The sequence below is a fragment of the Streptomyces sp. NPDC002911 genome (assembly GCF_053591835.1).
In genome coordinates, this window is the sequence record NZ_JBSFUO010000013.1 from 170,313 (window position 1) to 196,335 (window position 26,023).

Annotated in this window: 20 protein-coding genes, 3 pseudogenes and 1 riboswitch; of the genes and pseudogenes, 13 read left to right on the plus strand and 10 right to left on the minus strand. The window is 70.5% G+C overall.

The features are described 5' to 3' along the window. Positions 1-12: 12 nt before the first annotated feature. The gene (locus ACWD04_RS21440) at positions 13-1,206 is read left to right on the plus strand and encodes an aminotransferase class V-fold PLP-dependent enzyme (protein ID WP_451134228.1); all 1,194 of its coding nucleotides are present in this window, start codon (positions 13-15) and stop codon (positions 1,204-1,206) included. 67 nt (positions 1,207-1,273) lie between these two features. Continuing rightward, entirely contained in the window at positions 1,274-2,029 is a 756-nt protein-coding gene (locus ACWD04_RS21445) for a class I SAM-dependent methyltransferase (protein ID WP_451134172.1), read from the plus strand. A gap of 65 nt (positions 2,030-2,094) precedes the next feature. Here ACWD04_RS21445 and ACWD04_RS21450 read toward each other — a convergent pair. Further along, positions 2,095-4,526: pseudogene (locus ACWD04_RS21450) on the minus strand (salicylate synthase); the annotation flags it as partial. A 475-nt stretch (positions 4,527-5,001) separates the two neighbouring features. Continuing rightward, on the minus strand, positions 5,002-5,829 hold the full coding sequence (locus ACWD04_RS21455) for a GNAT family N-acetyltransferase (RefSeq protein ID WP_451134174.1): 828 nt from the start codon (positions 5,827-5,829) through the stop codon (positions 5,002-5,004). Positions 5,830-6,014: 185 nt separating this feature from the next. Beyond that, positions 6,015-6,198, plus strand: a riboswitch (cobalamin riboswitch). Positions 6,199-6,228: 30 nt separating this feature from the next. Between ACWD04_RS21455 and ACWD04_RS21460 the strand changes: the two genes are divergently transcribed. The 5 genes from ACWD04_RS21460 to ACWD04_RS21480 all read left to right on the plus strand — a co-directional run bounded on the left by ACWD04_RS21460 (position 6,229) and on the right by ACWD04_RS21480 (position 11,389). Then, positions 6,229-6,936: an energy-coupling factor ABC transporter permease gene (locus ACWD04_RS21460; RefSeq protein ID WP_451134176.1), complete on the plus strand. Its 708-nt coding sequence runs from the start codon at positions 6,229-6,231 to the stop codon at positions 6,934-6,936. Further along, positions 6,936-7,304: an energy-coupling factor ABC transporter substrate-binding protein gene (locus tag ACWD04_RS21465; protein WP_451134178.1), complete on the plus strand. Its 369-nt coding sequence runs from the start codon at positions 6,936-6,938 to the stop codon at positions 7,302-7,304. Before ACWD04_RS21460 ends, ACWD04_RS21465 begins: the two co-directional genes overlap by 1 nt. A gap of 6 nt (positions 7,305-7,310) precedes the next feature. Then, a complete protein-coding gene (gene cbiQ, locus ACWD04_RS21470) occupies positions 7,311-8,060 on the plus strand; it encodes a cobalt ECF transporter T component CbiQ (protein ID WP_451134180.1) in 750 nt (249 codons plus the stop codon). After that, positions 8,057-8,902: an energy-coupling factor ABC transporter ATP-binding protein gene (locus ACWD04_RS21475; protein ID WP_451134182.1), complete on the plus strand. Its 846-nt coding sequence runs from the start codon at positions 8,057-8,059 to the stop codon at positions 8,900-8,902. Before cbiQ ends, ACWD04_RS21475 begins: the two co-directional genes overlap by 4 nt. A gap of 1,002 nt (positions 8,903-9,904) precedes the next feature. Continuing rightward, entirely contained in the window at positions 9,905-11,389 is a 1,485-nt protein-coding gene (locus ACWD04_RS21480; protein ID WP_451134184.1) for a SulP family inorganic anion transporter, read from the plus strand. A gap of 59 nt (positions 11,390-11,448) precedes the next feature. Here ACWD04_RS21480 and ACWD04_RS21485 read toward each other — a convergent pair whose 3' ends face one another. The 5 genes from ACWD04_RS21485 to ACWD04_RS21505 form a co-directional block, all read right to left on the minus strand. Further along, a complete protein-coding gene (locus ACWD04_RS21485) occupies positions 11,449-12,489 on the minus strand; it encodes an NAD(P)-dependent alcohol dehydrogenase (RefSeq protein WP_451134186.1) in 1,041 nt (346 codons plus the stop codon). Between the two features lie 64 nt (positions 12,490-12,553). Then, the gene (locus ACWD04_RS21490) at positions 12,554-13,330 is read right to left on the minus strand and encodes an SDR family NAD(P)-dependent oxidoreductase (RefSeq protein ID WP_451134188.1); all 777 of its coding nucleotides are present in this window, start codon (positions 13,328-13,330) and stop codon (positions 12,554-12,556) included. Continuing rightward, on the minus strand, positions 13,327-13,995 hold the full coding sequence (locus tag ACWD04_RS21495) for a TetR/AcrR family transcriptional regulator (RefSeq protein ID WP_451134190.1): 669 nt from the start codon (positions 13,993-13,995) through the stop codon (positions 13,327-13,329). Before ACWD04_RS21495 ends, ACWD04_RS21490 begins: the two co-directional genes overlap by 4 nt. A 94-nt stretch (positions 13,996-14,089) precedes the next feature. Beyond that, entirely contained in the window at positions 14,090-16,225 is a 2,136-nt protein-coding gene (locus tag ACWD04_RS21500) for an MMPL family transporter (RefSeq protein WP_451134192.1), read from the minus strand. A gap of 95 nt (positions 16,226-16,320) precedes the next feature. Further along, positions 16,321-16,815 (minus strand): MarR family winged helix-turn-helix transcriptional regulator, encoded by a 495-nt coding sequence (locus ACWD04_RS21505; RefSeq protein WP_451134194.1) that lies wholly within the window; start codon positions 16,813-16,815, stop codon positions 16,321-16,323. 133 nt (positions 16,816-16,948) lie between these two features. On the opposite strand from ACWD04_RS21505, the gene ACWD04_RS21510 reads away from it, so the two are divergent. From ACWD04_RS21510 to ACWD04_RS21525, 4 genes are all read left to right on the plus strand, one after another. After that, positions 16,949-17,923, plus strand: coding sequence for a sporulation protein (locus ACWD04_RS21510; RefSeq protein ID WP_451134196.1), 975 nt, complete (start codon positions 16,949-16,951; stop codon positions 17,921-17,923). Between the two features lie 127 nt (positions 17,924-18,050). Continuing rightward, entirely contained in the window at positions 18,051-18,266 is a 216-nt protein-coding gene (locus tag ACWD04_RS21515; protein WP_451134198.1) for a twin-arginine translocase TatA/TatE family subunit, read from the plus strand. A gap of 122 nt (positions 18,267-18,388) precedes the next feature. Continuing rightward, a complete protein-coding gene (locus ACWD04_RS21520) occupies positions 18,389-19,900 on the plus strand; it encodes an SDR family oxidoreductase (RefSeq protein ID WP_451134200.1) in 1,512 nt (503 codons plus the stop codon). Further along, positions 19,897-21,276, plus strand: a complete 1,380-nt coding sequence (locus tag ACWD04_RS21525; RefSeq protein WP_451134202.1) for a cryptochrome/photolyase family protein — start codon at positions 19,897-19,899, stop codon at positions 21,274-21,276. Before ACWD04_RS21520 ends, ACWD04_RS21525 begins: the two co-directional genes overlap by 4 nt. 63 nt (positions 21,277-21,339) lie before the next feature. Here ACWD04_RS21525 and ACWD04_RS21530 read toward each other — a convergent pair whose 3' ends face one another. After that, the gene (locus tag ACWD04_RS21530; RefSeq protein ID WP_451134204.1) at positions 21,340-22,161 is read right to left on the minus strand and encodes a DUF1206 domain-containing protein; all 822 of its coding nucleotides are present in this window, start codon (positions 22,159-22,161) and stop codon (positions 21,340-21,342) included. A gap of 63 nt (positions 22,162-22,224) precedes the next feature. Then, a complete protein-coding gene (locus tag ACWD04_RS21535) occupies positions 22,225-22,764 on the minus strand; it encodes a DoxX family protein (protein WP_451134206.1) in 540 nt (179 codons plus the stop codon). A gap of 205 nt (positions 22,765-22,969) precedes the next feature. Between ACWD04_RS21535 and ACWD04_RS21540 the strand changes: the two genes are divergently transcribed. After that, a complete protein-coding gene (locus tag ACWD04_RS21540; RefSeq protein ID WP_451134208.1) occupies positions 22,970-24,985 on the plus strand; it encodes an oxidoreductase in 2,016 nt (671 codons plus the stop codon). 33 nt (positions 24,986-25,018) lie between these two features. Next, positions 25,019-25,549: pseudogene (locus ACWD04_RS21545) on the plus strand (PadR family transcriptional regulator); the annotation flags it as partial. 55 nt (positions 25,550-25,604) lie between these two features. Here ACWD04_RS21545 and ACWD04_RS21550 read toward each other — a convergent pair. Next, positions 25,605-26,023 (minus strand): annotated as a pseudogene (locus ACWD04_RS21550) (hypothetical protein); the annotation flags it as partial.

Sequence of the window (26,023 nt, forward strand, 5' to 3'; positions counted from 1 at the left end):
GACGCGGCGGACATGAGGACGGAGGACCTGGCCGCCTGGAGCAGTGCCCTCCGTGCGCAGTTCCCGATCGTGTCGGGTCACCCCGGTCAGGCCTATCTGGACAGCGCCGCGACCGCGCAGAAGCCGCAGGCGGTCCTGGACGCGGTCCAGCATTACCTGACGACCTCCAACGCGAACGCGGGGCGCGGTACCTATCCGTGGGCCAACCGGACCACCAGCCTGATCGAGGAGACCAGAGGGCGGGTCAAGACTTTCCTCGACGACCCGGATCCGGGCACCTCGGCGGTGCACTTCGTCAGTGGGGCCACCGAAGGGCTGCGCCGGGTGGCCCTGGACTGGCTCGCCCATGAACTCCGTGAAGGGGACGAGATCATCGTGCCCTTCGCGGATCACGAGGCGAACACGTCGCCCTGGCTGGAGGCGGTCGAGTCACTGGCCCGCCAGGGCACCCGCGTCACCGTACGGGAGATGCCCTACCAGACCTCCTCCGGCGACTACGACACGGAGGAACTCGCCGCGCTCGTCTCCCCCCGCACACGGTTCGTGGCGGTCACCCACGTCCACCACGTCTACGGCGGGGACATGAACGTGCACCGGATCCGCCGGGCGGTGGGACCCGATGCGGTGATCTGCATGGACGCCGCCCAGAGCGTCGGCCATCTACCTGTCTCCATGAGGGTGCTGGACGTCGACTTCGCCGTATTCTCCGGGCACAAGGCACTGGCGCTGCCCGGCTCCGGAGCCGTCTGGTCCCGTGGCGTACGCGGAGCCCCTTTCGCTCCGCGCGGCTGGAGCGGCACACCGAACACCGTGGGCATCGCCAGCCTGGGTGCCGCACTGGACTGGCTCGACGGGGCCGGGCTGGAGCGGATCGAACGGTGGACCGTGGAGCTGGCCGCCCGGTTGACGGACGGGCTGCGCACGCTGCCGCCGTACGACGTGGTGGGGTGCCAACTGAGCCTGGCTAAGGGCTCCTCGATGCAGCAGCGGCACGGCATCGTGACGTTCAGACACCGGGACATCGATTCGACCGACCTTGGCTTCATCCTCTTCAGCCACGGCTTCATGGTGCGGGCGGATGGCCTCTGCCAAGGCCGGGCCGGCGAAACCCGCAGCTCCGTACGGGTCAGTCTGCATGCCTACAACACCCGGCAAGAGGTAGACCGGTTACTTCAGGTACTCGCCGAGCTGAGCCAGCGCGGATGACAATCGTTTTCACCTGTAGATTCGGGGTCACGTAGCGGAACCGAGCGCGTAGAGGTGGTACAACAAGATGAGCGTGAGCATGTCGACGGCCCAGCTGTGGGTGGACCGCTGGGAACAACAGCAGCAGCGATACGCGATCGACCGGGAAGAACGCTTCACCGTGGTCGCGGATGTCGTGGAACACGTGACGGCCGGTCACGAGAGCCCTCGCGTGCTGGATCTGGGGTGTGGTCCCGGCTCGCTTCCCGCACGGCTGATCGAGCGCCTGCCGCAGGCCGAGATCGTCGCCGTCGACATGGACCCGTTGCTGCTGGCACTCGCCCGCGCCCGCCATCCGGACGCCGCGCGGTACGTCGAGGCGGTGATCGGCGAGGAGGGCTGGACGAGTGCCCTCGGGCTCCAGGGGCCTGTCGACGCGGTCGTGTCCACGACCGCGCTCCACTATCTCCCCGAAGGGCTGCTGCGGAGCACCTACGCGGAGCTGACCGCGCTGCTGCGGCCCGGCGGCGTACTGATCAACGCGGACCATCTGTCGCAGGACGGGGCCGGGTTCGCGGAGATCGCGGAGTTCGTCGGGGTCCGCCGGGCCGAGCGCCGGCACGCCTTCGATCACGAGGACTGGGAGACGTGGTGGTCCGCCGTCGAGAACGAGCCCGAACTCATGGGGCTGTGTGCGGAGCGCCCTAAGCCGGGCTCCGTCCACGCCGACTGCGCCGTCACGCTCGGCCGGCACGTCGAGCTGCTGACCGAAGCGGGCTTCGGCCATGCCAGCCCGGTCTGGCAGGTGGGCAACAGCTACGTCCTGGTCGCCATCCGGCAGTAGACGCGGGTGAGGGCGGGGGCGGCGTCGAACGCGGCGCCGCCCCCGCCCTCACCGCAGGCGCGCCGTCACCTCTCGGCATACCTGATGTGGGGAGCGACGCCGCGCAGCTTCTCGCACGTCTCCTCGATCTCCCGTGCGGGAACGGACTGGCCTGTGACGCCGGCACCCGCACGGAGCCACGTCCTGTCACCCTCACCCAGCAGGGTGCGAAGGACCAGGGCCGCGTCCAGCGAACCGTCCGTGCCCCCTCGGAAGACCGCGCCGCCGTACAGGCCCCGGGGCCCGTCCTCGTATCGCGCCAGCGCGCTCAGTGCAGCGCGCTTCCGCGAGCCCGTGGCGGTGATCGCGGGGAAGAGCGAGGCGAAGGCGGCCCACGGTCCGGTACCGGGCCGGAGCCGGCCCGTGACGCGCGAGGCGAGATGCTGCACCGAACCGCGTGGCCTGACCGTCATGAACTCCTCGACCACGACGGACCAGGGACGGCAGACCGCCGCCATCTCGTCACAGGCGAGCCGTACGCAGACGGCGTTCTCGTGGATTTCCTTGGGGTCCGTGAGGAGTTCCTCCCGCAGCCGGTCGTTCTCCGCCGGATCTTCCCCCAGGGCTCGGGTGCCCGCGAGCGGCTGCGTGCTGACCCGGCCGTCCTGCCGGACCTCCAGGACCGTCTCCGAGCTGAATCCGGCCGCCCTGCGTCCGCCGAGGTCGATGAGGAAGGAGCGAGCGGGAGTGTTGGCCCGCCGTCCGGCGAGATAGGTCGCGGCGAAGTCGGCGACCGGTCCGGCGGGCAGCACGACCGCTCGCGAGACGACGGCCTTCTCCAACAGACCCGCCCGGATGTCCGCGATGGTGCGGGCGACCGCTTCGCCGTAGACCGCGGTACCGCCGGTGACGAGCTGTTCGGCCCGGTCCGGTGCCACCCCGCCGGAAGCGGGCCCGGCGACGGAGGCGGAGGACTCGGCGAGCAGGTCGGCGGCGCGTTGACGCCGGCCGCCGGAGAGCGCTACCGCCCTCCCCCACCCTGGTGGCCCAGCCGGCGGGCAGTTCCTCGATCACCCGGTCGAGCCCCGGAGAATGCCGAGGCCCTGGCCAGCAGCTCGTGACCGGCGTCCGGGGCTCCGATCCTGACGTTGTCCTCTGTCGTGCCCTCGAAGATAGACGTCCTGGAACACCAGGGAGACGTGAGCGGCGAGTTCCTCGGGTGCGATATCCCGTACATCGACGCCCCCGACCCGGACGGTGCCGCCGGTGGTGTCCCAGAAGCGGGCGAGCAGCCTGGCGACGGTGGTCTTGCCCGCCCCTGACGGCCCGACCAGAGCCGTCATGCTGCCTGCGGGCAGCCGGAAGCTCACGTCGCTGAGTACGTGAGCGGGTGGCGCGCCCCTCCTGCTGGGCCTTCTCCTGCTCGGCGGAACGGAACTCGACTCCTTCGAAACGGACTTCGGCCCCTTGGGGTACCTGGGGCTCGGCGGGCTGCGGGAATGACTGCTCGTCGAGAACCGCGGCGAGTCGCTCCAGGCTGTCACGGGCGATACGCCCCTGCGCCGACGTCGGCCGCCCCCGAAAGGCTGTCGCCCAGACGGGCCGTCAGGACCAGGAGCGCTAGCAGGGTGGGGACCGTCAGCGAGCCGTCCAGTTGCCAGGACACGCGCGCTGCCAGCAACAGGGCGAAAACCAGCCGGGCGGCGAAGGCGAAGGAGACCAGGCCGGGCAGGCCCCGGACGATGAGACGGCGGTCCGCACGCGCTTCCGCGACCAGGGCGTCGTCAAGCGCTCCGTAGCCTTCGGCGGTCCGGCCTAAGGCCGCGAGCTGATGAAGGTCCGCAGCAGGTGGGCGGTGGCCGGGCGTGAACTCGCCGAGGCGGAAGGGCCCACAGCTGGGCATCCCCTCGGCGAAGCGCCGCGTCCCGTCCTTGACGATCAGGAAGTTCCCCTGACACAGGATCATGCGGCCGTCCCTTACGGGCCGGAGTGTGGGCAGGACGACCTTGAGGTCACCGTCCGCCCTTGCGGCCGAAAGGTCGAAGTTCACGGCGGCCAGCTTGTACACGGGCAGCATGTTCCTGCCCGCGAGGGCGGACAGCGAATGCAGGATGTCCGCGGAGGTCAGCGTCGATCCGTCGGTGAAGCGGACGCCAGGCCGGACGTGCAGGGTGTACGTGGACAGGTCCTCGGATATGTCGATCCCCCTGAGCACGCCGTAGCGCACGCCGTCCGGGGCGGAGGGATCGAGGTTTCCGAGGGTGCCGTGCCAGGCGCGGGCGCGGACCAGATCCAACGCCGAGGGGCCGTTGAAGAAGTCGAGCGTCTCGGAGGCGCCGCCCCCGACGAAGGCCGCACGGAGCGTGCCACCCGTGCGCGGTGAGGAGCCGGCGCGCCCCTTCCCGGAGGTGGAGGGGTCATCGGTCGAGCACGCCGCCAGCAAGCCGGGCCCCACGGCCAGGGCCACGGCTCCCGTGGCGCTGCGGCGCAGGAAAGCACGGCGGTCGAACTGTCTGGAGGTGCTTCTCCTTGACGAGGTACTGATCAGAGATGAGAGGGACGGGGAACGGGCGGTGGCCGCCCGCAGGCCGGTGCGGGGCACCGGCACCCGGATCTTCGCGGAGGCGCTTCGAGCCGGAGACCGTGCGGATCAGTGCACCGCGTCCCGGCGCAGGGCGACGGCACCCGACGGACACGCCCACACGGCATCGCGTACGGCGGGCAGTTCGGCAGCTGGCGGCGTGCCGTCCAGTACGCGAGGCCCAGACCGTCGTCGACGGCCTGGCCGAAGACAGCCGGTGCGGCGAGCACGCATTGCCCCGCCCCCACGCAGAGGTGCCGCTCTGCACTGACCCGCTCCGGTCCGGCCGGTCCGCTCGTCGCGCTCACGCGGACTCCTTCCCCTGCGTCATCGAGTGACGTCGGTGCCGTCACCACCTCCACAGCAATTGATCACGATATTCATATTCAACTTTCGGATCATCTCTTCCCGCTCATGGCGCCGGAGCCACGGCGGCCCTCGCCAGCTCGCCCGTGACGACGAACCCCAGCCGCCGGTACATCTCCACAGCGCCCGGCTCCGCGCCCAGGGTCATCGTCCGCAGCCCGCGGGCGCGGGAGTCCGCCAGCGCCGCCCGGCTCACGGCCAGTCCGTGCCCCCTGCGCCGTGCGGACGCAATGGTGGCGACGTTGTAGAGGCCGCCGACGCCTCCGTACGAGAACACCGAGGCGGCGGAGAGCACCTCGGCGCCACGCTTGACGAGGAAGTGCCGGAGAGGCGCCTCTTCGGTGAGCGGTAACGACTCCCATACGCACCGCGTGAAGTCCGCCTCGGCCTCGGACATTTCGTAGGCCGCCCGGTGCACGGAGACGAAGTCGGCCAGTTCCGACTCGCAGCGCACGCGCACGACACGGGCCCCGGAGTGCGAGCCCGCCCCCTCCGGGGCGGGAATCCTCGCGGTCAGCGGTGCTGACATGAGCTGGATCGACGGCATCGTCCGGAAGCCCGCGTGCGCCAGCGACCGGGCCAGGCCGGCCGGTGTGGCCGCGGGCCCGAGCCACCACACCGCATCGAGGCCCTTGGAGGCATGGATCCGCGCGACCTCCCTAAGTCGGCGTTCCAGGCCGTCCGGCGCGAAAGTGGCTGCGAACACGGTGTTGTAGGGGCGCGCCCGGGTCGGCGCACTCAGCAGTGCGCAGTCCGGTTCGAGGTCCAGCCGGACGAGTGGGGAGGACGCGAGGTACCTGAGGTAGGCGTACGCGTTGGATTCCGGCCCGGAACGTTCGACGGCGCCGACGGCACCGTCCACTCGATGCGTCAAGTGGTTCTCCTCATCAGGGGTAAGGCATTGCACGTGACTTTCACTCGGATCAGTGTCCTGGCGCGGGGCCGCCACGCGTCCTGACGGAGCCGGAGGTGACGGCCGGCAACATGTCCGCGAGCGGACCGCCATGGCCTGGGCACGCCTCCGGGACGGCCCCCGCTTGTCTTCGCCCCCGCCTGGCACTACTGTCGCCTCGCCTTGGTGAACGGGAAATCCGGTGCGATGCCGGTGCGGCCCTCGCCACTGTGATCGGGAAGTCCGGCTCCGGCCCCTGCGGGCAGCCACTGGGTCCTTGTGACCCGGGAAGGCGGAGTTCGGGCGGTGGTACCCGTAAGCCAGGAGACCGGCCAAGGCACTTCAACCATCCACGAGGTGCTGGAGAGGGTCTGCTGAGTCATGCACATAGCCGAGGGTTTTCTGCCTCCGGCGCACGCGATCGTCTGGGGTGTCGCGTCCGCGCCGTTCGTCGTCCACGGAGTCCGGTCCCTTACACGTGAAGTCAGGGAGAACCCTGAGAGCACGCTGCTTCTGGGGGCTTCCGGGGCCTTCACGTTCGTTCTTTCCGCTTTGAAAATTCCCTCCGTGACGGGGAGTTGTTCGCATCCCACAGGCACGGGGCTGGGGGCCATTCTGTTCCGTCCGCCGATCATGGCGGTCCTGGGCACCATCACCCTGCTGTTCCAGGCGCTGCTGCTCGCCCACGGCGGCCTGACCACGCTCGGCGCCAACGTCTTCTCGATGGCGATCGTCGGGCCCTGGGCGGGATACGCCGTCTACAAGCTGCTGCGCAGGTACGGCGTGCCGCTGATGGTTGCGGTGTTCTCCGGCGCATTCGTCGCCGACCTTTCCACCTACTGCGTCACCAGCATGCAGCTGGCGCTCGCCTTCCCTGACCCGAGCACCGGATTTCTTGGTGCGCTCACCAAGTTCGGCTCCATCTTCGCCGTCACGCAGATCCCTCTCGCGGTGAGCGAAGGACTTCTGACCGTGCTGGTGATGCGACTCCTCGTCCAGTCCAGCAAGAGGGATCTGACCCGGCTCGGCGTGTTCCTCACCGGCAGGCAGACCCGGACCGGGACAGCCGAGACCGAGGCGGTGGCGTGATGAACAGGGACACGAAGATCAACGCCCTTCTGCTGCTCGTCGTGGCCGCCCTGGCCGTTCTGCCTTTGGCTCTCGGCCTGGGTGACGGCGAGGAAGAGCCGTTCGCGGGCTCCGACGCCCAGGCCGAGACGGCGATCACCGAGATCGATCCCGACTACGAACCCTGGTTCGCCCCCTTGTACGAACCGCCGTCCGGCGAGATCGAGTCGGCACTCTTCGCCCTGCAGGCCGCACTCGGCGCGGGCGTCCTCGCCTACTACTTCGGACTGCGGCGCGGGCGCCGTCAGGGCGAGCTGGGGGCGACGGCGCAGCGGGACGGCGGTGGCGCCGCAGACAATGCCGGGGACCCCGCGACCCGGGGGAACTGAGCACACGTGCTGCCGATCGACGCGGCGGCGCACAGCAGTCGCTGGCGCCGCCGCCATCCCGCGGACAAAGCCGTGCTCGGCCTGGGGCTCACCATTCTGGCGATCTCGTTGCCGCCCTGGCCCGGCGCGGCCCTGGTCCTCGTCGCCTCCCTCGCCGTGCTGCTGGGGCCGGCGGGAGTGACCGTCCGCCATCTGTGGCGGGCGTACCGGGTGCCCCTGGGTTTCTGTGTCACCGGGGCGGCCACACTCCTCATCCAGATCGGCGGGCCGGGCGGGCCGGTCACCCTGGCCGACGAGGGGCCGGTCCGCGCCGGGGAGCTGTTGCTGCGTACCTCGGCCGCCTCGCTGGGCGTCCTGCTTTTCGCCTTCACCACCCCGATGTCCGACCTGCTGCCTCGCCTGGTCAGGGCGGGGGTGCCCGCACCGGTGGTGGACGTCGCGCTGGTGACGTACCGCATGAGCTTTCTGCTCCTCGACTCGGTGCGCCGCATCAGGGAGGCCCAGGCGGCCAGGCTCGGACATACCTCTCGGGCGGCCGCCTGGCGGTCCCTGGCAGGGCTCGGAGCCACCGCGTTCATCAGGGCCTTCGACCGCGCGGCGCGGCTCCAGGCGGGGCTGGCCGGGCGCGGCTACGACGGGACCCTGCGCGTCCTGGTGCCTGCGACCCCCGTCTCCGTCCGGTTCGTGGCCGTGAGCGTCACACTGCTCGGGGCCCTCACCGCCCTGACCTTCGCCCTGGAAAGGACCCTGTCTTGAGCGAGTCCGTACTGCTCGCCCTGCGGGGCGCGTCCTTCACCTATGAGGACGGCCCTGCCGTGCTGAGCGGCCTCGACTTCGAGGCGCACGAAGGGCGTGCGCTCGCCCTGCTCGGCCGGAACGGCAGTGGGAAGACCACGCTGATGCGGCTTCTCAGTGGCGGACTGCGTCCGCGCGACGGGCAGTTGACGGTCGAGGGCCGTCCGGTCACGTACGACCGAAGAGGGCTGACCCTGCTGCGTACCACCGTCCAACTGGTGGTGCAGGACCCCGACGACCAGCTGTTCGCCGCGTCCGTCTCCCAGGACGTGTCGTTCGGACCACTGAACCTCGGTCTGCCCGACACCGAGGTGCGGGCCCGGGTGGACGAGGCGCTCACCGCCCTCGACATCACGGCCCTGGCGGACCGGCCCACCCACCTTCTCTCCTACGGGCAGCGCAAACGGACGGCCATCGCGGGTGCGATCGCGATGAGGCCCCGTGTGCTGATCCTCGACGAGCCGACCGCCGGGCTCGATCCGGACGGTCAGGAACGGCTGCTCGCCACGCTCGGCTCCCTGCGCGACAGTGGCACCACCGTCATGATGGCCACCCATGACGTCGATCTCGCCCTGCGCTGGGCCGACGACGCCGCGCTCCTCACCCCTGCGGGTGTCCGCGCCGGATCCGCGCCCACGATGCTGGCCCGTACGGATCTCCTGCGGGATGCCGGGCTGCGGCTGCCGTGGGGCATAGCGGCCACCCGGATGCTGCGTGCGCACGGTCTGCTGGACGGCGCGACTCCCGGCCCCCGTACCCCGGAACAGCTCGCGGCGGGCTTCGCCACGCCGACCGACGACTGACTCCACTCGTGCCTGTTCGGCGTAAACGCACCGCATAGGGCCTTCGATAAACGCCGACTGCCTTTCTCGCGAGTTAACAGCCACTCACGATGCGAACGAACGTACGAATAGGACCGAAATCGCTCGACCGACATATGCATGAGCCACACAGGCACAGTTGATCTCAAATACTGAGAACCGATAGTGAGGCACATCCCAGGCCACAGGGCTCCGCCACATAATTCGGCTCGATGGGCATCTACTTTCGGACTCTTCACAAAGGGTTAACTCCATAATCCCTCCGGCCTGTTAGCGTCGCGAAGGAGGAGCGAAAGCACAGCAGGAGGTGAAGGGTGCGAGCAGCGGCGGTCCGGTGCGTGCTCGCGTTCCTGATGGGCCTCCTATTGGCCCCGTCCTCCGGCACGCCGTCAACAGATGTGCACGCGTACGCTTCGGAAATGCGGGGGGACACTCCGGCGAATGCGAGCGTGGGAGCCGCGCACGGGGGGTACGGGGAGTACGGGGCCTGTGGCACATCCGATCGCGGGGGCGAGCCGAACGGCCTTCTGCGCCATCGTGACCGGCATCGCTCCGCGACCGTTCCCGCTCCCGAACTCCCTTCGCGCTCCGCGGTGACGAGCGACGTCGGCGGCGCGCTCGCTCCGGCCGCCGTCGCGGCGATGGGCAACGCCCATCACGCCTCCAGATCCTCGACCGCGCACTCCTCCCCCGTACTTCAGGTGTTCCGCTGCTGAGCTGAGCCCAGGCGCTCGGAGACCTGCCCCTTGTCCACGGTCCTGCGGGACTCGTCGTCATGGGGTCATGCCGAGCTGCCCGCCGCGCACCCAGTTCTCGTACGCATGCCGACGCGCCGTCCTCCGGCGCGCCAGGAGGAACCGCTGCTATGCAATCTTTCGCCGACCACCCCACGGAACAGGTCCCAAGGATCAGCGACAGCGCCGTCTGGGCACCCCCGCCCGGCGACGTGCGTTCGGCCCCCTTCCGCACGGGATGAGGACCGCCATGGACCGTGTCAGCAAATTCCCCCACCTGCGGCAGGATTTCGCCGCGTCACTCGTTGTCTTCCTGGTCGCCCTGCCGCTGTGCGTGGGCGTCGCCGTCGCGTCCGGGGTCCCGGCCGAACTGGGCCTGATCACCGGCATCGTGGGCGGTCTCGTCACCGGCTTCATGCGGGGCAGCAGCCTCCAGGTGTCAGGGCCTGCCGCCGGTCTCACCGTGCTCGTCTTCGAGGCCGTCCAGACCTTCGGACTCCCCGTGCTCGGGGTGATCGTGCTCATCTCCGGGCTGCTGCAGCTCGCCATGGGCGCGTTGCGGCTCGGCCGCTGGTTCCGGGCCATCTCGGTCTCGGTCGTCGAGGGCATGCTCGCAGGCATCGGCCTGGTCCTCATCGCGGGTCAGCTCTACGCGGCCGCAGGCGTCGAGGCACCGCTCTCCGGTACCGGCAAGATGGCCGGCATCCCGGGGCTGCTGGCCGACGTCATGTCCAGTCCCGCGGCTCTCGCTTCACTCGCGGTCGGCGCCGCGACCATCGCCCTGATGGTGGGGTGGAACAAGATGCCGAAGCGGGTCCGGGCCGTGCCGGGCGCACTCGCCGCGGTCGTACTGGCCACACTCGTCACGCTGGCGTTCGGCCTGCCGGTCGAGACGGTCCAGGTCCAGGGGCTGCTCGACGCCGTCCAGATCCCCGCCCTGTCCGAGTTCGGCGGGCTCGCGAGCCCGAGCCTGCTCGGAACAATCGCGGCCTTCACCCTGATCGCCTCCGCGGAGAGCCTCTTCAGCGCGGCCGCGGTGGACCGGCTGCACGACGGGCCGCGTACCGAGTACGACAAAGAGCTGATGGCCCAGGGCACGGGCAACACCGTGTGCGGATTCCTCGGCGCACTGCCGATGACCGCGGTCATCGTGCGCAGCTCCGCCAACGTACAGGCGGGCGCACGGACCCGGGCCTCCCGGGTGCTGCACGGTGTGTGGCTGCTCCTGTTCGCAGCACTTCTGCCGTCCGCGCTGGGTCTCATCCCGCTGCCGGCCCTCGCCGGCATCCTCATCCACGCCGGATGGAAGCTGATCCCGCTGCGCCCGCTCGTGAAGCTTTGGCGTGAGCACCGCGGTGAGGCGCTGATCCTGGTCGTCACCGCCGTGGCGATCGTGACGGTGAACATGTTCGAGGGTGTGCTGACGGGGCTGGCCCTGTCGGTGGCCAAGGCGGCCTGGGACGCGTCACACATCAAGCTGGAGATCGTCGACAGCAGTGCCGAAGGTGTCCGGGCCCGGCTGTCCGGCAACGCGACCTTTCTGCGGCTGCCGAAGATACTCGACAGCCTGGAGGCACTGCCCAAGGACCGGCCCATCGCGCTGGACCTGTCCGGCCTGAACCACCTGGACCATGCCTGCCGCACGGCGCTGGAGAGCTGGGCCGAGCGGCACAGCGCGTCCGGTACCGAGCCCGTGCGGCTGACCCGGTCGGACTCGGTGACGGCTGCGCCCTGAGAGCGCGGACGACTCGCCGGGCGCCTTCGGCAGGCGTCCAGGCGAGTCGTCAGCGGCGGTCAGCCGTTGGGCAGAATGACGGCCCGGCCGTTGATCTTTCCGGCGTGCAGTCGCTCGTAAGCGAGCGGGGCCTCGTCGATGGAGTACGTCTCGACGTGGACGTCGACGGAGCCGGCGTGGGCGAGCTCGATGACTTCGGCGAGCTCCTTTCGCGAGCCCCAGTACGGCGCGGTGACCGACGTGGAGAACGGCAGGACACCGAATCCGACGGGCAGCAGTCCGCCGCCGATGCCGACGATGGTGACGTCGCTGTCGACGGAGGCCATCGCTCCGGCGGTCTTCACGGTCGGTTCGGAGCCGACGAAGTCGAAGACGACCTTGGCACCGATGCCGCCGGTGAGCTCGCGGACCTTGGCGGCCGCGCTCGCGTCGGAAAGCACTGCCTCGTGGGCGCCGACGGTCCGGGCGAGCGCGAGCTTCTCCTCCGTGACGTCGAGGGCGATGACCCGTACGGCGGTCATGGCGCGCAGCAGCTGGATGGCGACGTGGCCGAGGCCACCGGTACCGATGACCACGGCCGTGGCGCCGGGCAGCAGCTTCGGCAGCGACCGTTTGATGGCGTGGTACGGAGTGAGGCCCGCGTCGGTCAGCGAGACCGTCTTGACCGGGTCCAGGTCACCGATGGGCGTCAGGTGACGGGCGTCGTCGACGATCATGTACTCGGCCATGGCACCCGGGTTGCCCAGTCCGGGCGGGTTGATGCCGAGGTCGGCCGCACGCAGGCAGTAGTTCTCCCGGCCCTCGGCGCAGTTCACGCAGGTGCCGCAGCCCCAGGGGCCGTAGACCGCGACCGAGTCGCCCACCGAGAAGCCCTCGGCGCCCTCGCCGAGCGCGGCGACGGTACCGACACCCTCGTGTCCGAGTGTGAGCGGCAGCTCGTAGGGGAATCCCTCCGCGGGCCAGCTCATCACGGCGATGTCCGAGTGGCAGACGCCCGCAGCGCTGACCTTCAGCAGAATCTGGCCTGGCCCCGCCACGGGCTCGGGAATCTCGACGACCTCGGGCGCGGCGCCGACGGTGCGGTACTGGACGGCTTTCATGTCTCTCCTTCGTTCTCCGTACTTCCTTTGTGACCCTGGTGGTGGCGATGCGCCACTCCGGGGATCAGGAGGCGGAGTAGCCGCCGTCCACCAGGTGGTAGCTGCCGTGGATGAAGGAGGCGCGGTCGGAGAGCAGGAAGGCGGTGAGCTCGGCGACCTCCTCCGATGTGCCCAGGCGGCCTGCCGGGTGCAGGGAGATCAGGTGGTCGCGGGCCGGGGAGTCGGTGTCGCGGAGCAGCGGGGTGTCGATGAAACCGGGGCCGACCGCGTTGATACGCACGTTCTGTGCCGCGTACTCGAGTGCGGCGGTCTTGGTGAGGCCGACGACGCCGTGCTTGGCCGCGGCATAGGCCGGGGAGTTCGCGAAGCCGTTGGTGCCGAGGATCGACGACATGTTGACGACGGCGCCGCCGCCTGCGGCCAGGATGGCCGGGAGCTCGTAGCGCATCGAGTAGAAGACGCCGCTGAGGTTGGTGGCGACTACCTTGTTCCAGTCCTCGATCCCGTACTCGCCGGTGGTCTGCGCGGGGCCGCCGATGCCGGCGTTGTTCACGGCGAGGTGCAGGGCGCCGAACGTGTCGACGGCGAACCGGACACCGGCCTCGACGGAAGCGGGGTCGGTGACGTCGAGGGCGACCGCGGCGGCGCGGGCGCCGGTGGCCCGCAGCTCGTCGGCCGCGTTGCGGGCGCTCTCCTCGTTGTAGTCGGCGACGACTACGGCCGCGCCGCTCGCGGCGAGCCGCCGCGAGAGGGCCAGGCCGATGCCGGACGCGCCGCCTGTGACGAGGGCGACCTTGCCGGCGAACTCGGTCTCGTAGGCGGTGGGGAGGTTGGTGCTCATGGTGTGCTTCCTTGCGTGGTGCTGTGGGGCGCCGGCCCGTCCCGCCGGAATTCCAGCAGGTTCGCGGAGAGGGCGTCGAAGGCTTGTACGACGAACTCGGGCAGGGCTGCCGGCCGGCCGCCCCGTACCCACGCCGCCTGGGCCGACAGGAGCGCTCCGGCTCCCGCGGCGACCGCCACTGCCGGACGGAGGTCCCGCCGTGGATCGACACCGAGCCGTTCCGCGATGATCCCGACCGACTCCTCCTGGGCGCCCACACGGATGTGGTGGTACGCCGCGTACAGAGCCGGTTCCTCCTCGGCCATGACCAGCAGGTCGAAGATGCGCGGCCGCAGATGCCAGGGCTCCGCCTCCGTGTCGTCGAGCCAGTCGAGGACGGCAAGACGATAGGCGGTGAGCGGTGGCTCGGCCGCGGGACGCTCGCGGAGCGCCCGGTTGATTCTTTCGCCGTCGCCCCGCACTGCGTCGAGGACGGCGGCCTCCTTGTTCGGGAAGTGCCGGCTGAAGGTGCGCCGGTCGACGTCGGCCGCCTGCGCGATCTCTTCGACCGTCACGCTCCTCAGGCCGCGCTCGAGTACCAGATCGAACGCGTGCTGGGCCAGCGTGTCCCGGGTCCTGCGCGCCTTGCGGCTGCGCCGGACCGGGCCGTTCCCTGTCGAACTCATAGCTGCATCGTACACAGAAAAATGTCCCGGTGGGACTTTCGTCTCACCGGGACACGGAGGGCCTCACCTCTCGAAGCGGTGCCGTGCCGCCCTCTCAAGGCGCGGACACGGACTCACCCCCCGCCGGCACTTCCCTCTCGCCCCGGCTGAGCACGCCCGGCCACCAGGCGGTACGCCCGATGTCACGGACGAGAGCGGGCACCAGGAGCGAGCGCACCACGAGGGTGTCCAGCAGGACGCCGAACGCGACGATGAACGCGATCTGGACCAGGAAGGCGAGCGGGATGACCCCCAGAGCCGCGAAAGTGGCCGCCAGTACGACCCCGGCCGAGGTGATGACCCCGCCCGTGGTGGTCAGTCCGCGGAGTACGCCCTGCCGGGTTCCGTGGATCAGGGACTCCTCGCGGACCCGGGACATCAGGAAGATGTTGTAGTCGACGCCGAGCGCGACCAGGAAGACGAATCCGTACAGCGGCACGGAGGAGTCGGTGCCGCTGAAGCCGAAGACATGCTCGAAGACCAGCGACGAGATACCGAGGGTGGCGAGGAAGTTGAGCGCCACCGTGGCCACGAGAAGCAGGGGCATCAGCAGCGAACGGAGCAGGCCGATCAGGATGACGAGAATGATGACCAGCACCACCGGCACGATGATGTTGCGGTCGTGCTCGGCGGTCTTCTGGGTGTCGTACTGCTGAGCGGTGTAGCCACCGACGAGTGCCTGTGCGCCGGGAACGGCATGGACCGCGTCGCGCAGCTGTGTGACCGTCTCCTTGGCGGCGTCGCTGTCCGCCGCGTCCGCCAGGGTGGCGTCGATACGGACCCGTCCGTCCACGACGAGCGGTTCTCCACTGTCCGGGCGCCCCGAGGCCGTCTTCACGGAGACGCTCGCGACACCGGGGACTTCTTCGGCGGCGGCGACCACCTGCTTCGACCGGTCCGCGCCGGCGATCACGACGGCGGGGTTGCCCGATCCACCGGGGAAGTGACGGCCGAGGGTCTCCTGCGCGGTGACGGACGGTGTGTCGTTGACGAAGATCTCCTCGAGGGGCACCCCCTTGGAGTTCAGCGTGGGCATGAAGGCCGCGCAGGCCACGAGGCCGACCAGCGTGACGGCCCACACCTTGCGCGGGGAGCGGTCGACGAGCCCTGCGATCCGCGACCAGATGCCCGTCGAACCGGTTTCGGGCTCGGTCTGCCCCTTCTTCGGGCCGGACGGCCAGTACGCGGCCCTGCCGAGCAGGACCAGGACGGCGGGCAGGAAGGTGAGCGCGCTCAGGACGGAGCACACGATGCCGATGGCACCCACGGGTCCGAGCGCGCGGTTGTTGGTCAGGTCGCTGAGAAGAAGAGCCAGCAGTCCCAGGGCGACGGTGGCGGCGCTGGCCGTGATCGGCCCGACGGACTCACGGAGAGCGGCGCGCATCGCGGCCCACCGGTCGGGCTTCCGCCCGAGCTCCTCACGGAAGCGTGCGGTGAGCAGCAGCGCGTAGTCGGTGGCGGCACCGATGACCAGGATCGACAGGATGCCCTGGACCTGGCCGTCGACCCGGAGGACGTCGTGGTCGGCCAGTACGTAGACGATCGCGCAGGACACGCCGAGCGCGAAGACCGCACCGACGATGATGATGAGGGGCAGCAGGACGCTCCGGTAGACCAGGAGCAGAATGACCAGCACGGTCACCAGTGCGACGCCGAGCAGCAGTCCGTCGATCCCGGCGAAGGCGTCCGACAGGTCGGCCTGGGAGGCCGCGGGGCCCGCCAGCCCGACCACCGTTCCCGGGACGTCCTCCGCAACGCTCCGGATATGTGCGAGGGCGTCAGGAAGTCCGTCCTCCAGATCCGGCCTCAACTGGACGACGCCTTGCAGCGCCTTGCGGTCCTCGGACAGCAGCGCGGGGCTCACCTTGCCGGTCACTCCCGGTCCGCCCTCGACCGAGGTGAGCGCGGCAGTGGCCGCCTTCTGCTGTTCCGGGCCGATCTCCTCGCCGCCCTCGCCCGACGTCCATACGACGATGGCAGGCACGGTCTCCTGCCGGCTGAACGCCTTCTGGGCTTCGACGACTCGAGTGGACTCGGCGCTCTGTGGCAGGAACGAGGCCTGGTCGTTGGTTGCTACTTCCCCGAGTTTCCCGGCGTACGAGCCGAATGAGCCGCCGACGACCAGCCAGGCGAGTACGAGGAACACAGGGATAAGAATCAGCCGGCGAACCGGCTTCGATGCGGTGGACATGGCACTCCTGGGTCGGCCGCTATCTCTCAATCATGATGTATCTCAATGATTGAGATTACATGGCTCACGGCATGCCTCTGCACCGGCGTGGTGCTTCAGCGCCGAGGAACCTGCATGCGGGCGAGTTCACTGTTCATCCGGCCGAGGAAACGGAGCGCGGCCTCAAGCTCCTGGGGCTCGGACGCCGAGCGCGCCCCCGCCGCCGCCTCGGCGAGAGGCATGAAGAAGGTGCGGGCAGCCGACTTGGCCCCGGATTCGTAGTACAGATGCACGACACGGCGGTCGGAGCTCTCCCGCGCGCGCCGGATGTGACCGGCGCGCTCCAGTCGGTCCAGGCACGCGGTGACCGCGCCGGACGTCAGGCCGAGGTGGTCGCGCAGCCTGCCGGGGGTCAGCGGTATGTCCGCGTCGAGGATCGCACCCAGCGCCTGCACGTCGGTGGCATGGAGGCCCTGCGCATGCGCGAAAGCGTGAACCAGGCGGTTGATCTCGCCGTTCATCCGGCGCAACTCCACGGCGAGCGCCTGGAGATCCGACACCCCGGTGACACCGGGGGGCACTCCGTCACGAGGGTCGTCCGCACTGTTCACCGCCCCATACTAGGGCGCGGACCCGAGGGGCGGTGGCGCCACTTCACCCGCCGTCCCGCCTCTATACTTCTACAGTTGTGTAGAACTCTGCTGAACGCGTTCTTCGCGTACGGAAGAAGGAGCGGACGCCACGATGGTGTTCAAGAAACTGCTCGGCTCGCTCGGCGTGGGCGGCCCTACCGTCGACACGGTCCTGGAGCTCGAGGCCGTCACTCCCGGCGGCAGCCTCGGCGGCCAGGTCCGACTGAAGGGCGGCAGTGCCGATTTCACGATCGAGCACATCACGCTGGAGCTCGTCGCGCGCGTCGAGTCCGAGCACGAGGAAGGCGAGTCCGAGGGCGCTGTCGCCTTCGAGCGCTTCACTGTCAGCGGCGGGTTCACCCTGGCCGCGGACACGGAGCACAGCATCCCGTTCACGGTGACACTCCCCTGGGAGACCCCGGTCACCGAGCTCTACGGACAGGACCTCGGGATCGTCCTCGGCGTACGCACGGAGCTCTCCGTCGCGGGCGCCAGGGACAAGGGAGACCTCGACCGGCTCACCGTGCGCCCCCTGCCCGCCCAGGAGGCGGTACTCGAGGCGTTCGGACAGCTCGGGTTCGGCTTCAGGTCCGCCGACCTGGAGCTCGGGCACATCCGCGGCAGCGGGCAGCGGCTGCCCTTCTATCAGGAGATCGAGCTCTCGCCCGCGCCGCAGTACGCGGACCGGGTCAACGAGGTCGAGGTGACGTTCCTCGCCGGAGCCGACGGCTTGGAGGTCGTGCTGGAGGCCGACAAGCGGGGAGGCCTCAACTCCGGCGGCGGTGACACCGTCAGCCGTTTCACCATCGGCGCGCACGAGGTCCAGGGCCGCGACCTGGCCGCCGAGATCGACCGGTGGATCCGGGCGCTGACCGAAGCCCGCTCGCTGTACGGCCCCCTGGGGGCGCACGGCCACGGTGACGGGCCTGCGCATCACTCGGGCCCGGGCCTGGGCACCGCGGTGGCAGTCGGAGCGGCAGGTGTCGCCGTCGGTGTCGTGGGCGGGTTGGTCGCCGCGGAAGTCATCGACGAGGTGGGCGACTTCTTCGAGGGCGACGAAGAGGAAGAGGAGGGCGACGAGGGCTGACGTCCGGACCGGGAGACACCCTGACGCCGTCTTCTACAGTGCTGTAGATTTGGCCCGCCCGGGCGCCCCAGGGCATCTTCGCGGTCGCCGTGAGAGCGGCCCACACCGTCAGGGAGAGACAGTCGTCATGTTCGGAATCAGCGAGATCGCCATCTTCATCGTCCTCGCCGTCCTGGTCTTCGGCGCCAGGAAGCTCCCCGAACTCGCCCGCTCCCTGGGCAAGTCGGCCCGGATCCTGAAGAGCGAGGCGCGGGCCCTGAAGACGGACGGTGTCTCCCCTGCCGACCCGGCGGACCCGCGCGTCATCAAGGGCACCGCCACCGCAAGAACCGAACAGCACTGACCTCCGGCCCGCCCCGCCACCCGGTGGGGTGGGCTTCGGCGTGTCAGGGCCCCTTCGGCAGACGGAATCCTCCGCACGGGTGACACCGTGGACGAAGGACACACGAGCCGGAGCGAGGGGCCATGGACAGCAGGGACGACAGCGGCGGACTGCGGTGTCTGGTGACCGGCGCGACGGGATACATCGGGGGCCGCCTCGTACCCGAACTGCTGGACGCGGGCCACCCGGTGCGCTGTCTGGCGCGTACGCCGGAGAAACTGCGGGACTATCCGTGGGCGGGCGAGGTCGAGGTCGTCAAAGGTGATGTGGCGGACGCGGAGTCCGTGCGCGCGGCGATGGCGGATATCGACGTCGCGTACTACCTGGTGCACGCGTTGACCAGCGGACACGGTTTCGAGACGACTGACCGCGAGGCGGCCCGGACCTTCGGCGAGCAGGCGCGGGCCGCCGGGATCCGGCGCATCGTGTATCTGGGCGGACTCACTCCCGCCGACGTCCCCGAGCGGGACCTGTCCCCGCATCTGCGCTCGCGCGCCGAGGTAGGACGCATCCTGCTCGAATCGGGTGTGCCCACGACCGCGCTGCGCGCCGCGGTGATCATCGGTTCGGGTTCCGCGTCCTTCGAGATGCTGCGCTATCTCACCGAGCGGCTCCCCGTCATGGTCACCCCCAGTTGGGTGTCTACACGGATCCAGCCGATCGCGGTCCGGGACGTCCTGCGTTACCTCGTGGGCAGTGCCCGCATGCCCGCCGATGTGAACCGCGCCTTCGACATCGGTGGCCCGGACGTCATGACCTACCGCGACATGATGCAGAGGTACGCGGAGGTCGCCAAGCTCCGCCGCCGGCTGATCCTGCCGGTGCCCATGCTGTCGCCGGGTCTGTCCAGTCACTGGGTCGGACTGGTCACCCCCGTACCCGCGTCGATCGCCCGCCCGCTCGCGGAGTCCTTGCGCTACGAGGTCGTGTGCCACGAGCACGACATCGCCGGCCATGTGCCCGACGGCCCCGGGCGGCCCTTCTCCTTCGCCACCGCGCTCTCGCTGGCCTTGCAGAGGATCCGCGAGGCGCGGGTGACGACACGGTGGTCGTCCGCCTCCACTCCCGGCATCCCCAGTGATCCGCTGCCCACCGATCCCGACTGGGCGGGCGGCAGTCTGTACACGGATGTGCGTGAGCTCGATGTGGACGCGACACCCGACGCCCTGTGGCAGGTCATCGAGGGGATCGGCGGCGACAACGGCTGGTACTCGTTCCCTCTGGCGTGGGCGGTCAGGGGATGGCTGGACCGGCTGATCGGCGGGGTGGGCCTGCGCCGGGGCAGGCGGGACGCCCAACGCCTGAGGGTCGGCGACTCACTGGACTTCTGGCGGGTCGAGGAGATCGAGACCGGGCGGCTGCTCAGGCTCCGCGCGGAGATGCGGCTGCCCGGCCTGGCATGGCTGGACATGTACGCCGAGCAGGGCGAGGGCGGCCGGTCCCATTACCGGCAGCGGGCCGTCTTCCACCCCTACGGGCTGGCCGGCCACGCGTACTGGTGGATTGTGTCCCCCTTCCACGCGGTGGTCTTCGGCGGGATGGCCCGCAACATCGCACGGGCCGCCGTCAGGAGATCAGCGAGGGGAAAGTCATGAGCGTGGCAGTCGTCCTGTTCACCGCCGATCTGCGGCTGCACGACCATCCGCCGCTGCACGCGGCTCTCGCGTCGGCGGACGAAGTGGTTCCCCTCTTCGTCCTGGACGACGCCGTCGAGGCCGCCGGATTCGGCGCGCCCAACCGGCGCGCCTTCCTGGCCGACTGCCTGCGTGACCTGGACGAGGGTCTCCGCGAGCGCGGCGGGCGTCTGGTCCTGCGGGAGGGTGACGTCGCGGCCGAGGTCGGGCGGATCGTCACGGAGACCGGTGCGGACGCGGTGCACATGGCGTCGGACGTCAGCGCGTTCGCGCATCGCCGCGAGGAGCGGCTGCGCGAGGCCCTCACGTCCGTGGGCTGCCGACTGCGCGTACACGAGGCCGTGGTCACCGCGGTCGCGCCCGGTGCGGTGGTGCCCTCGGGCGCGGGCAGGGACCACTTCTCCGTCTTCACCCCGTATTTCCGCCGTTGGTCCGAGGAGGGCATCCGCGCCCCGTTCCGTGCGCCTCGCAGCGTACGCGTGCCGGCGGGCCCGGTTTCCGCCGCGCTGCCCTCGCGGACGGACACCCCAGGGCTCTCCCCCGGCCTCGCCGAGGGCGGGGAGGCGGAGGGGCGGAAGCTCTTCGCCGCGTGGCGCCGGAACGGGCTCGCGGCGTACGAGGAGCGCCATGACGACCTCGCGGGCGACGCGACCTCGCGGCTCTCCCCGCACCTGCACTTCGGCACGCTCTCCCCCGCCGAGCTGGTCGACCGGTCCCGGGCCGCGGGCGGCCCGGGCGCGGAAGCGTTCGAACGGCAGCTTTGCTGGCGGGACTTCCACCGGCAGGTCCTGGCCGCTCGCCCGGCGGCCTCCCACTCCGACTACCGCCCCCGGCAGGACGGTTGGCGCACCGGGCGGGCGGCGTCGGACGACACTGCCGCCTGGAAGGAGGGCCGCACCGGCTACCCGGTGGTGGACGCGGCGATGAGGCAGCTGCTGCACGAGGGCTGGATGCACAACAGGGGCCGACTGCTGACGGCGAGCTTCCTGGTGAAGACGCTGTACGTGGACTGGCGGACCGGAGCGCGTCACTTCCTGGAGCTGCTCGTGGACGGGGACATCGCCAACAACCAGCTCAACTGGCAATGGGTGGCCGGGACAGGCACGGACAGCCGGCCCAACCGCGTGCTCAATCCGGTGACACAGGCCAAGCGGTACGACCCGGACGGCACGTATGTACGCCGCTGGGTGCCCGAGCTCGCGGAGATCTCCGGGCCCGCCGTGCACGAGCCGTGGAAGCTGCCGGAGACGGAACGCTCACGCTGCGGCTACCCGGAGCCGGTCGTGGGCCTTTCGGAAGGGCTGGCCCGGTTCAGGGACGCGCGCGGACTCGACTGAGCAGATGCGGCGGGGCGTCACACGGAAGGGGTCCGCCTATGGGCACTGCTCCGAGGACTCCGCTCAGATCTTTCGATAGCGGGCGTTGGCCCAGGAGAAGAGGCCGAAGGCTGCCAGGCCGACCGCGATGAATGCGAGCAGCCAGGGCCCCGCGGGCGTCTCGGTGAAGGAACGCAGGGTGTCGTCCATGCCCTTGGCGCGGCCCGGTTCGTGCTGGACGGCGGCTGCCACGGCGAAACCGCCCGCTGTGGCGAAGACCGCGCCCCGGACGGTGCCGCCGAAGACGCCGGTGACGTCGACGGCCTGACGGACCTTCTTCGTCATCACGCCCGTCTTCAGATGCTTGTGGTACTTACGAGCGAGGGCCCTGTACGCCATCCAGACACCCGCACCGATCACGGCCGCGCCTGCGATGCCCACGATCCACTGGCCGCCGGTCCACTGCAGGGCGCGCGCCGTGACGTCGTCGGTCTGCTGGTCGCTCGATCCGCTGCCGCTGCTCCGGTCACCGGCGGCGTAGGAGAGCACGGAGTACGACACGAAGGCGTAGAAGAGGAAGCGTCCTGCGGCCGTAACCCGCTTGCTCGCCTTGTTCCCGTCGGGGCCGGCCTGGCCGAAGAGCGCCTCGGACAGGCGCCACAGAGCCATGCCGGCCAGTGCCACGCCTAGTGCCCACAGCAGGATGTTGCCGAAGGGCTGCTCCGCCAGCTCCGCGATGGCGCCGCCCCGGTCGGCCTGCTGCCCGCCTCCGTCGGAGAAGGCGATGCGCAGGGCGAGCAGCCCCACCAACAGGTAGATCACCCCGCGCGCCACGAACCCGGCGCGGGCCCCCACGTCCATGGCGCGGCTGCGCGCGGCTCTTCTGGCCTGACCACGTGCGTTCATAGACAGTGCGTTCGCATTCATGCACTGCCGATTGCCCCTGAAACGGCGATCAATGCGAGAGAGTTACGCCTCCTCGTCGCCTTGCTCGTTCCGGGCCGCCGTCTGCCCCTTGGCACGTCGGCCGACGACGGCCGCCGCTGCCAGGGCGCTGCCCGCGAACGCGAGGGCGACGACCCACGGCCGGTCGAGGACGTGCCCGGTGGCATGGTCCAGGGAGTAGCGGCCCGCGCCGGTCACTCCGATCGCGGCAGCGGTGAAGCCGAGGAACGCCGGGTACTCGTAGCCGCCGCCCATCGCGAAGAAGCCGGCGGGCGCGTGCACGGCGACGGCGCCCGCCATCGTGCCGGCCGCGGCGGCACCGGCCGCGGGGGTGGCGAGGCCGAGGGCCAGCAGGACTCCGCCGCCCGCCTCGCCGAGGCCGGCCGCCAGGGCGCTGTGCTTCGGTGGGTGGAAGCCCATGGCCTCCATCGCCGCGGTGGTCCCTTCGACGCCTCCGCCGCCGAACCACCCGCCCAGCTTCTGGCTGCCGTGGGCCGCCAGGACGGCTCCCGTGCCGACCCGGAGTACGAGAAGCCCGAGGTCACGCCGGTTGATGCAGGTCATGGGTGTCTCCTGTCGGCAAGGAGGAACAGCGGCGACGAGCCGCACGGATCCACTGTCGTCCGGGCCGGGCTGCGGGGTCCGGTGGTGTTACGCCATTCGTGGGCCGCCCGCGTCAGGACTGCGACGCACATCATTGTGCAACTAGTTGCATAGCCCTGTCCGAGTGGTCTACAACTGGCTCGACGACACCTGCGAGGAGCCCCGGATGAGCCCGTACCCCACCCTGCTGAGCCCGCTCGACCTCGGATTCACCACGCTCCCGAACCGGGTGCTGATGGGCTCGATGCACATCGGCCTCGAGGAGGCCGAGCGCGGTTTCGAGCGGATGGCCGCCTTCTACGCGGCCCGCGCACGCGGTGGGGTGGGCCTCATGGTCACCGGGGGGATCGCGCCCAGCGAGCGTGCGTGCTCCTTCCCCGGCGGCGCCATGATGACCACCGAGGCGGAGGCGGAGCAGCACGCCGAGGTGACGGCGGCCGTGCACGCCGCCGGCGGCCGGATCGCGATGCAGATCCTGCACTTCGGGCGCTACGCCCACCACTCGGACCTGGTGGCGCCGAGCGCGCTCAAGGCCCCCATCAGCGGGTTCACTCCGCACGCGCTGACGGACGACGAGGTCGAGGAGACCGTCGAGGACTTCGTCCGGGCCGCGGAGCTGGCGCGGCGCGCGGGCTACGACGGTGTCGAGATCATGGGCTCAGAGGGCTATCTGATCAACGAGTTCATCGTCACCGCGACCAACCACCGCGAGGACCGCTGGGGCGGCTCGTACGAGAACCGCATCCGCTTCCCCGTCGAAATAGTGCGGCGCGTCCGCGAACGGGTCGGCCCCGACTTCATCCTGATCTACCGGCTGTCCATGCTGGACCTGATGCCCGGGGGGTCCACGCTGGAGGAGGTCGTCCGTCTCGCACGCGAGGTGGAGGCGGCCGGTGCGACCATCATCAACACGGGCATCGGCTGGCACGAGGCCCGCATCCCGACCATCGCCACCTCCGTGCCACGCGGAGCCTTCACCTGGGTGACGGAGAAGGTGCGGGGCGCGGTCTCCGTACCGCTGGTGACCAGCAACCGCATCAACACCCCCGAGCTGGCCGAGGAGATCCTCGCCTCAGGCCGCGCGGACATGGTGTCCATGGCGAGGCCCTTCCTCGCCGACCCCGACTTCGTCGCCAAGGCGGCGGAAGGCCGCGCCGACGCGATCAACACCTGCATCGGTTGCAACCAGGCCTGCCTGGACCATGTCTTCAGCCTGCAGATCACCTCGTGCCTGGTGAATCCGCGCGCCTGCCACGAGACCGAACTGGTGCTTGCGCCGACCCGCGTCCGCAAGCGCGTCGCCGTGGTCGGCTCCGGCCCCGCGGGGCTGGCGTGCGCGGTCACGGCCTCGGAGCGTGGGCACGCGGTGACGCTGTTCGACGCGGCCGACGAGATCGGCGGTCAGCTGAACGTCGCTCGCCGGGTCCCCGGCAAGGAGGAGTTCGACGAGACGCTGCGCTACTTCCGCACCCGGCTCGCGGAGGAGGGGATCGAGCTCCGGCTCGGCACCCGGGCCACCTCCGCCGCACTCGAGGGATTCGACGAGGTCGTGCTGGCCACCGGCGTCGAGCCCCGCACCCCCGCGATCCCCGGCGTCGGGCACCCCAGCGTGATCAGCTACCTGGACGTCCTGCGCGACGGCGCGGAGGTCGGTGACCGGGTGGCGGTCGTCGGGGCGGGCGGAATCGGCTTCGACGTCGCGCAGTTCCTGACCGACGGGGGCGACGCGGCGAGCCTGGACCCGGAAGTCTTCTTCCGCCAGTGGGGTGTGGACACGGACTACACGGACCGGGGCGGGCTGCGGACCCCGGAACGCCCGAAGCCTCCGCGCACCGTGCATCTGATCCAGCGCAAGGCGAGCAAGGTAGGCGCCGGGCTCGGGAAGACGACCGGCTGGATCCACCGCACCGAACTGCGCCACCGTGGCGTGACGATGATCTCCGGCGCCTCCTACGACCTGATCGACGACGAGGGCCTGCACCTCACCGTGGACGGCGAGCAGCATCTGCTGCCGGTCGACACCGTGGTGCTGTGCACGGGTCAGGAACCGCGCCGTGAGCTGTACGAGGAGCTGCGCGCCGCGGGCCGCCCGGTGCACCTGATCGGCGGCGCCGACGTGGCCGCCGAGCTGGACGCCAAGCGGGCGATCCGGCAGGGCACGGAGCTCGCCGCCGAGCTGTGAGCACCCGGCGCTGCCTTCTCCAGGATTCAGTCCATGTCACTCACGCACGCGATCCTCACCGCCCTGCTCGAGAAGCCGTCGTCGGGTCTCGAACTGACGCGCGGGTTCGACCGGTCGATCGGCTACTTCTGGCCGTCCACGCATCAGCAGATCTACCGCGAGCTGGGAAAGCTGCAACAGGTCGGTCACATCCGGGGCCTGCCCACGGCGCACCCGGCCCGTGGGCAGAAGAAGGAGTACGGGGTGCTCCCCGCGGGCCGCGGGGAGCTGTCGGCCTGGGTTTCGCGCGCCGAGGACCCGCGGGCCGTCCGCGATCCGCTGCTGCTGAGAATGCGGGCGGCCGCCGTGGTCGACGCCCTGGGGACGGCCGGGGAGCTGCGCAGGCACTTGGCCCTGCACCAGGAGCAGCTGGCGGAGTACCTGGAGATCGAGCGGCGTGACTTCCCTCCGGAGCGGACCGCGGACGAGGACCGGCTGCGCCACCTGGTCCTGCGCGGGGCATCGATCTGGAGACGTTCTGGACCCGGCCGGCTGGCCAGGGCGATCGAGGAGCTTTCCGGACCGGAAGGCGCGCCGTGCCCCGCCCCTCGGACGGTTCCTGACCGGAGCCGGACGGTTCCTACCCGGGGCCGCCCGCCGTCCCGACCGGCTCCGGGCGCAGCGAGAGCGGCTCCCCGGCGCGTGGGGCGGCGAGGGCCGGGCCGGTGATGACGACCCTCGACTGCGGCCTCGTGACTGCCGGGGCGGGAACGGCCTCGGCCGTGGTCCGCGCCTGCGCCCGGCTGAGCAGGAGCACACCCCGTACAGCGGCAGCAGCCCCGATGAGCGCCGGGATCAGGCCGAGCAGCCCGCCCTGGAGGCGTTCTCCGAGCAGGACCAGGCCGATCGCGGCGGCGGCGACCGGGTTGGCGAGGGTGGGGGGCGGGCCCGGATGAACGTGGGCCGTCGCCCGAGCGGATGACGATTGGCCCACCCGCGCGCCGTACCGTGGGGACGGGAACGGCGCACACCCGGCCGGCCGGTGGTCTCCGAGGAGAC

Bases quoted from the DNA above. Each gene is read 5' to 3' on its own strand.
- ACWD04_RS21440 (WP_451134228.1), top strand. From the start codon at position 13: ATGAGGACGGAGGACCTGGCCGCCTGGAGCAGTGCCCTCCGTGCGCAG.
- ACWD04_RS21445 (WP_451134172.1), top strand. From the start codon at position 1,274: ATGAGCGTGAGCATGTCGACGGCCCAGCTGTGGGTGGACCGCTGGGAA.
- ACWD04_RS21460 (WP_451134176.1), top strand. From the start codon at position 6,229: ATGCACATAGCCGAGGGTTTTCTGCCTCCGGCGCACGCGATCGTCTGG.
- ACWD04_RS21465 (WP_451134178.1), top strand. From the start codon at position 6,936: ATGAACAGGGACACGAAGATCAACGCCCTTCTGCTGCTCGTCGTGGCC.
- ACWD04_RS21480 (WP_451134184.1), top strand. From the start codon at position 9,905: ATGGACCGTGTCAGCAAATTCCCCCACCTGCGGCAGGATTTCGCCGCG.
- ACWD04_RS21485 (WP_451134186.1), bottom strand. From the start codon at position 12,489: ATGAAAGCCGTCCAGTACCGCACCGTCGGCGCCGCGCCCGAGGTCGTC.
- ACWD04_RS21490 (WP_451134188.1), bottom strand. From the start codon at position 13,330: ATGAGCACCAACCTCCCCACCGCCTACGAGACCGAGTTCGCCGGCAAG.
- ACWD04_RS21495 (WP_451134190.1), bottom strand. From the start codon at position 13,995: ATGAGTTCGACAGGGAACGGCCCGGTCCGGCGCAGCCGCAAGGCGCGC.
- ACWD04_RS21500 (WP_451134192.1), bottom strand. From the start codon at position 16,225: ATGTCCACCGCATCGAAGCCGGTTCGCCGGCTGATTCTTATCCCTGTG.
- ACWD04_RS21510 (WP_451134196.1), top strand. From the start codon at position 16,949: ATGGTGTTCAAGAAACTGCTCGGCTCGCTCGGCGTGGGCGGCCCTACC.
- ACWD04_RS21515 (WP_451134198.1), top strand. From the start codon at position 18,051: ATGTTCGGAATCAGCGAGATCGCCATCTTCATCGTCCTCGCCGTCCTG.
- ACWD04_RS21520 (WP_451134200.1), top strand. From the start codon at position 18,389: ATGGACAGCAGGGACGACAGCGGCGGACTGCGGTGTCTGGTGACCGGC.
- ACWD04_RS21525 (WP_451134202.1), top strand. From the start codon at position 19,897: ATGAGCGTGGCAGTCGTCCTGTTCACCGCCGATCTGCGGCTGCACGAC.
- ACWD04_RS21530 (WP_451134204.1), bottom strand. From the start codon at position 22,161: ATGAACGCACGTGGTCAGGCCAGAAGAGCCGCGCGCAGCCGCGCCATG.
- ACWD04_RS21535 (WP_451134206.1), bottom strand. From the start codon at position 22,764: ATGACCTGCATCAACCGGCGTGACCTCGGGCTTCTCGTACTCCGGGTC.
- ACWD04_RS21540 (WP_451134208.1), top strand. From the start codon at position 22,970: ATGAGCCCGTACCCCACCCTGCTGAGCCCGCTCGACCTCGGATTCACC.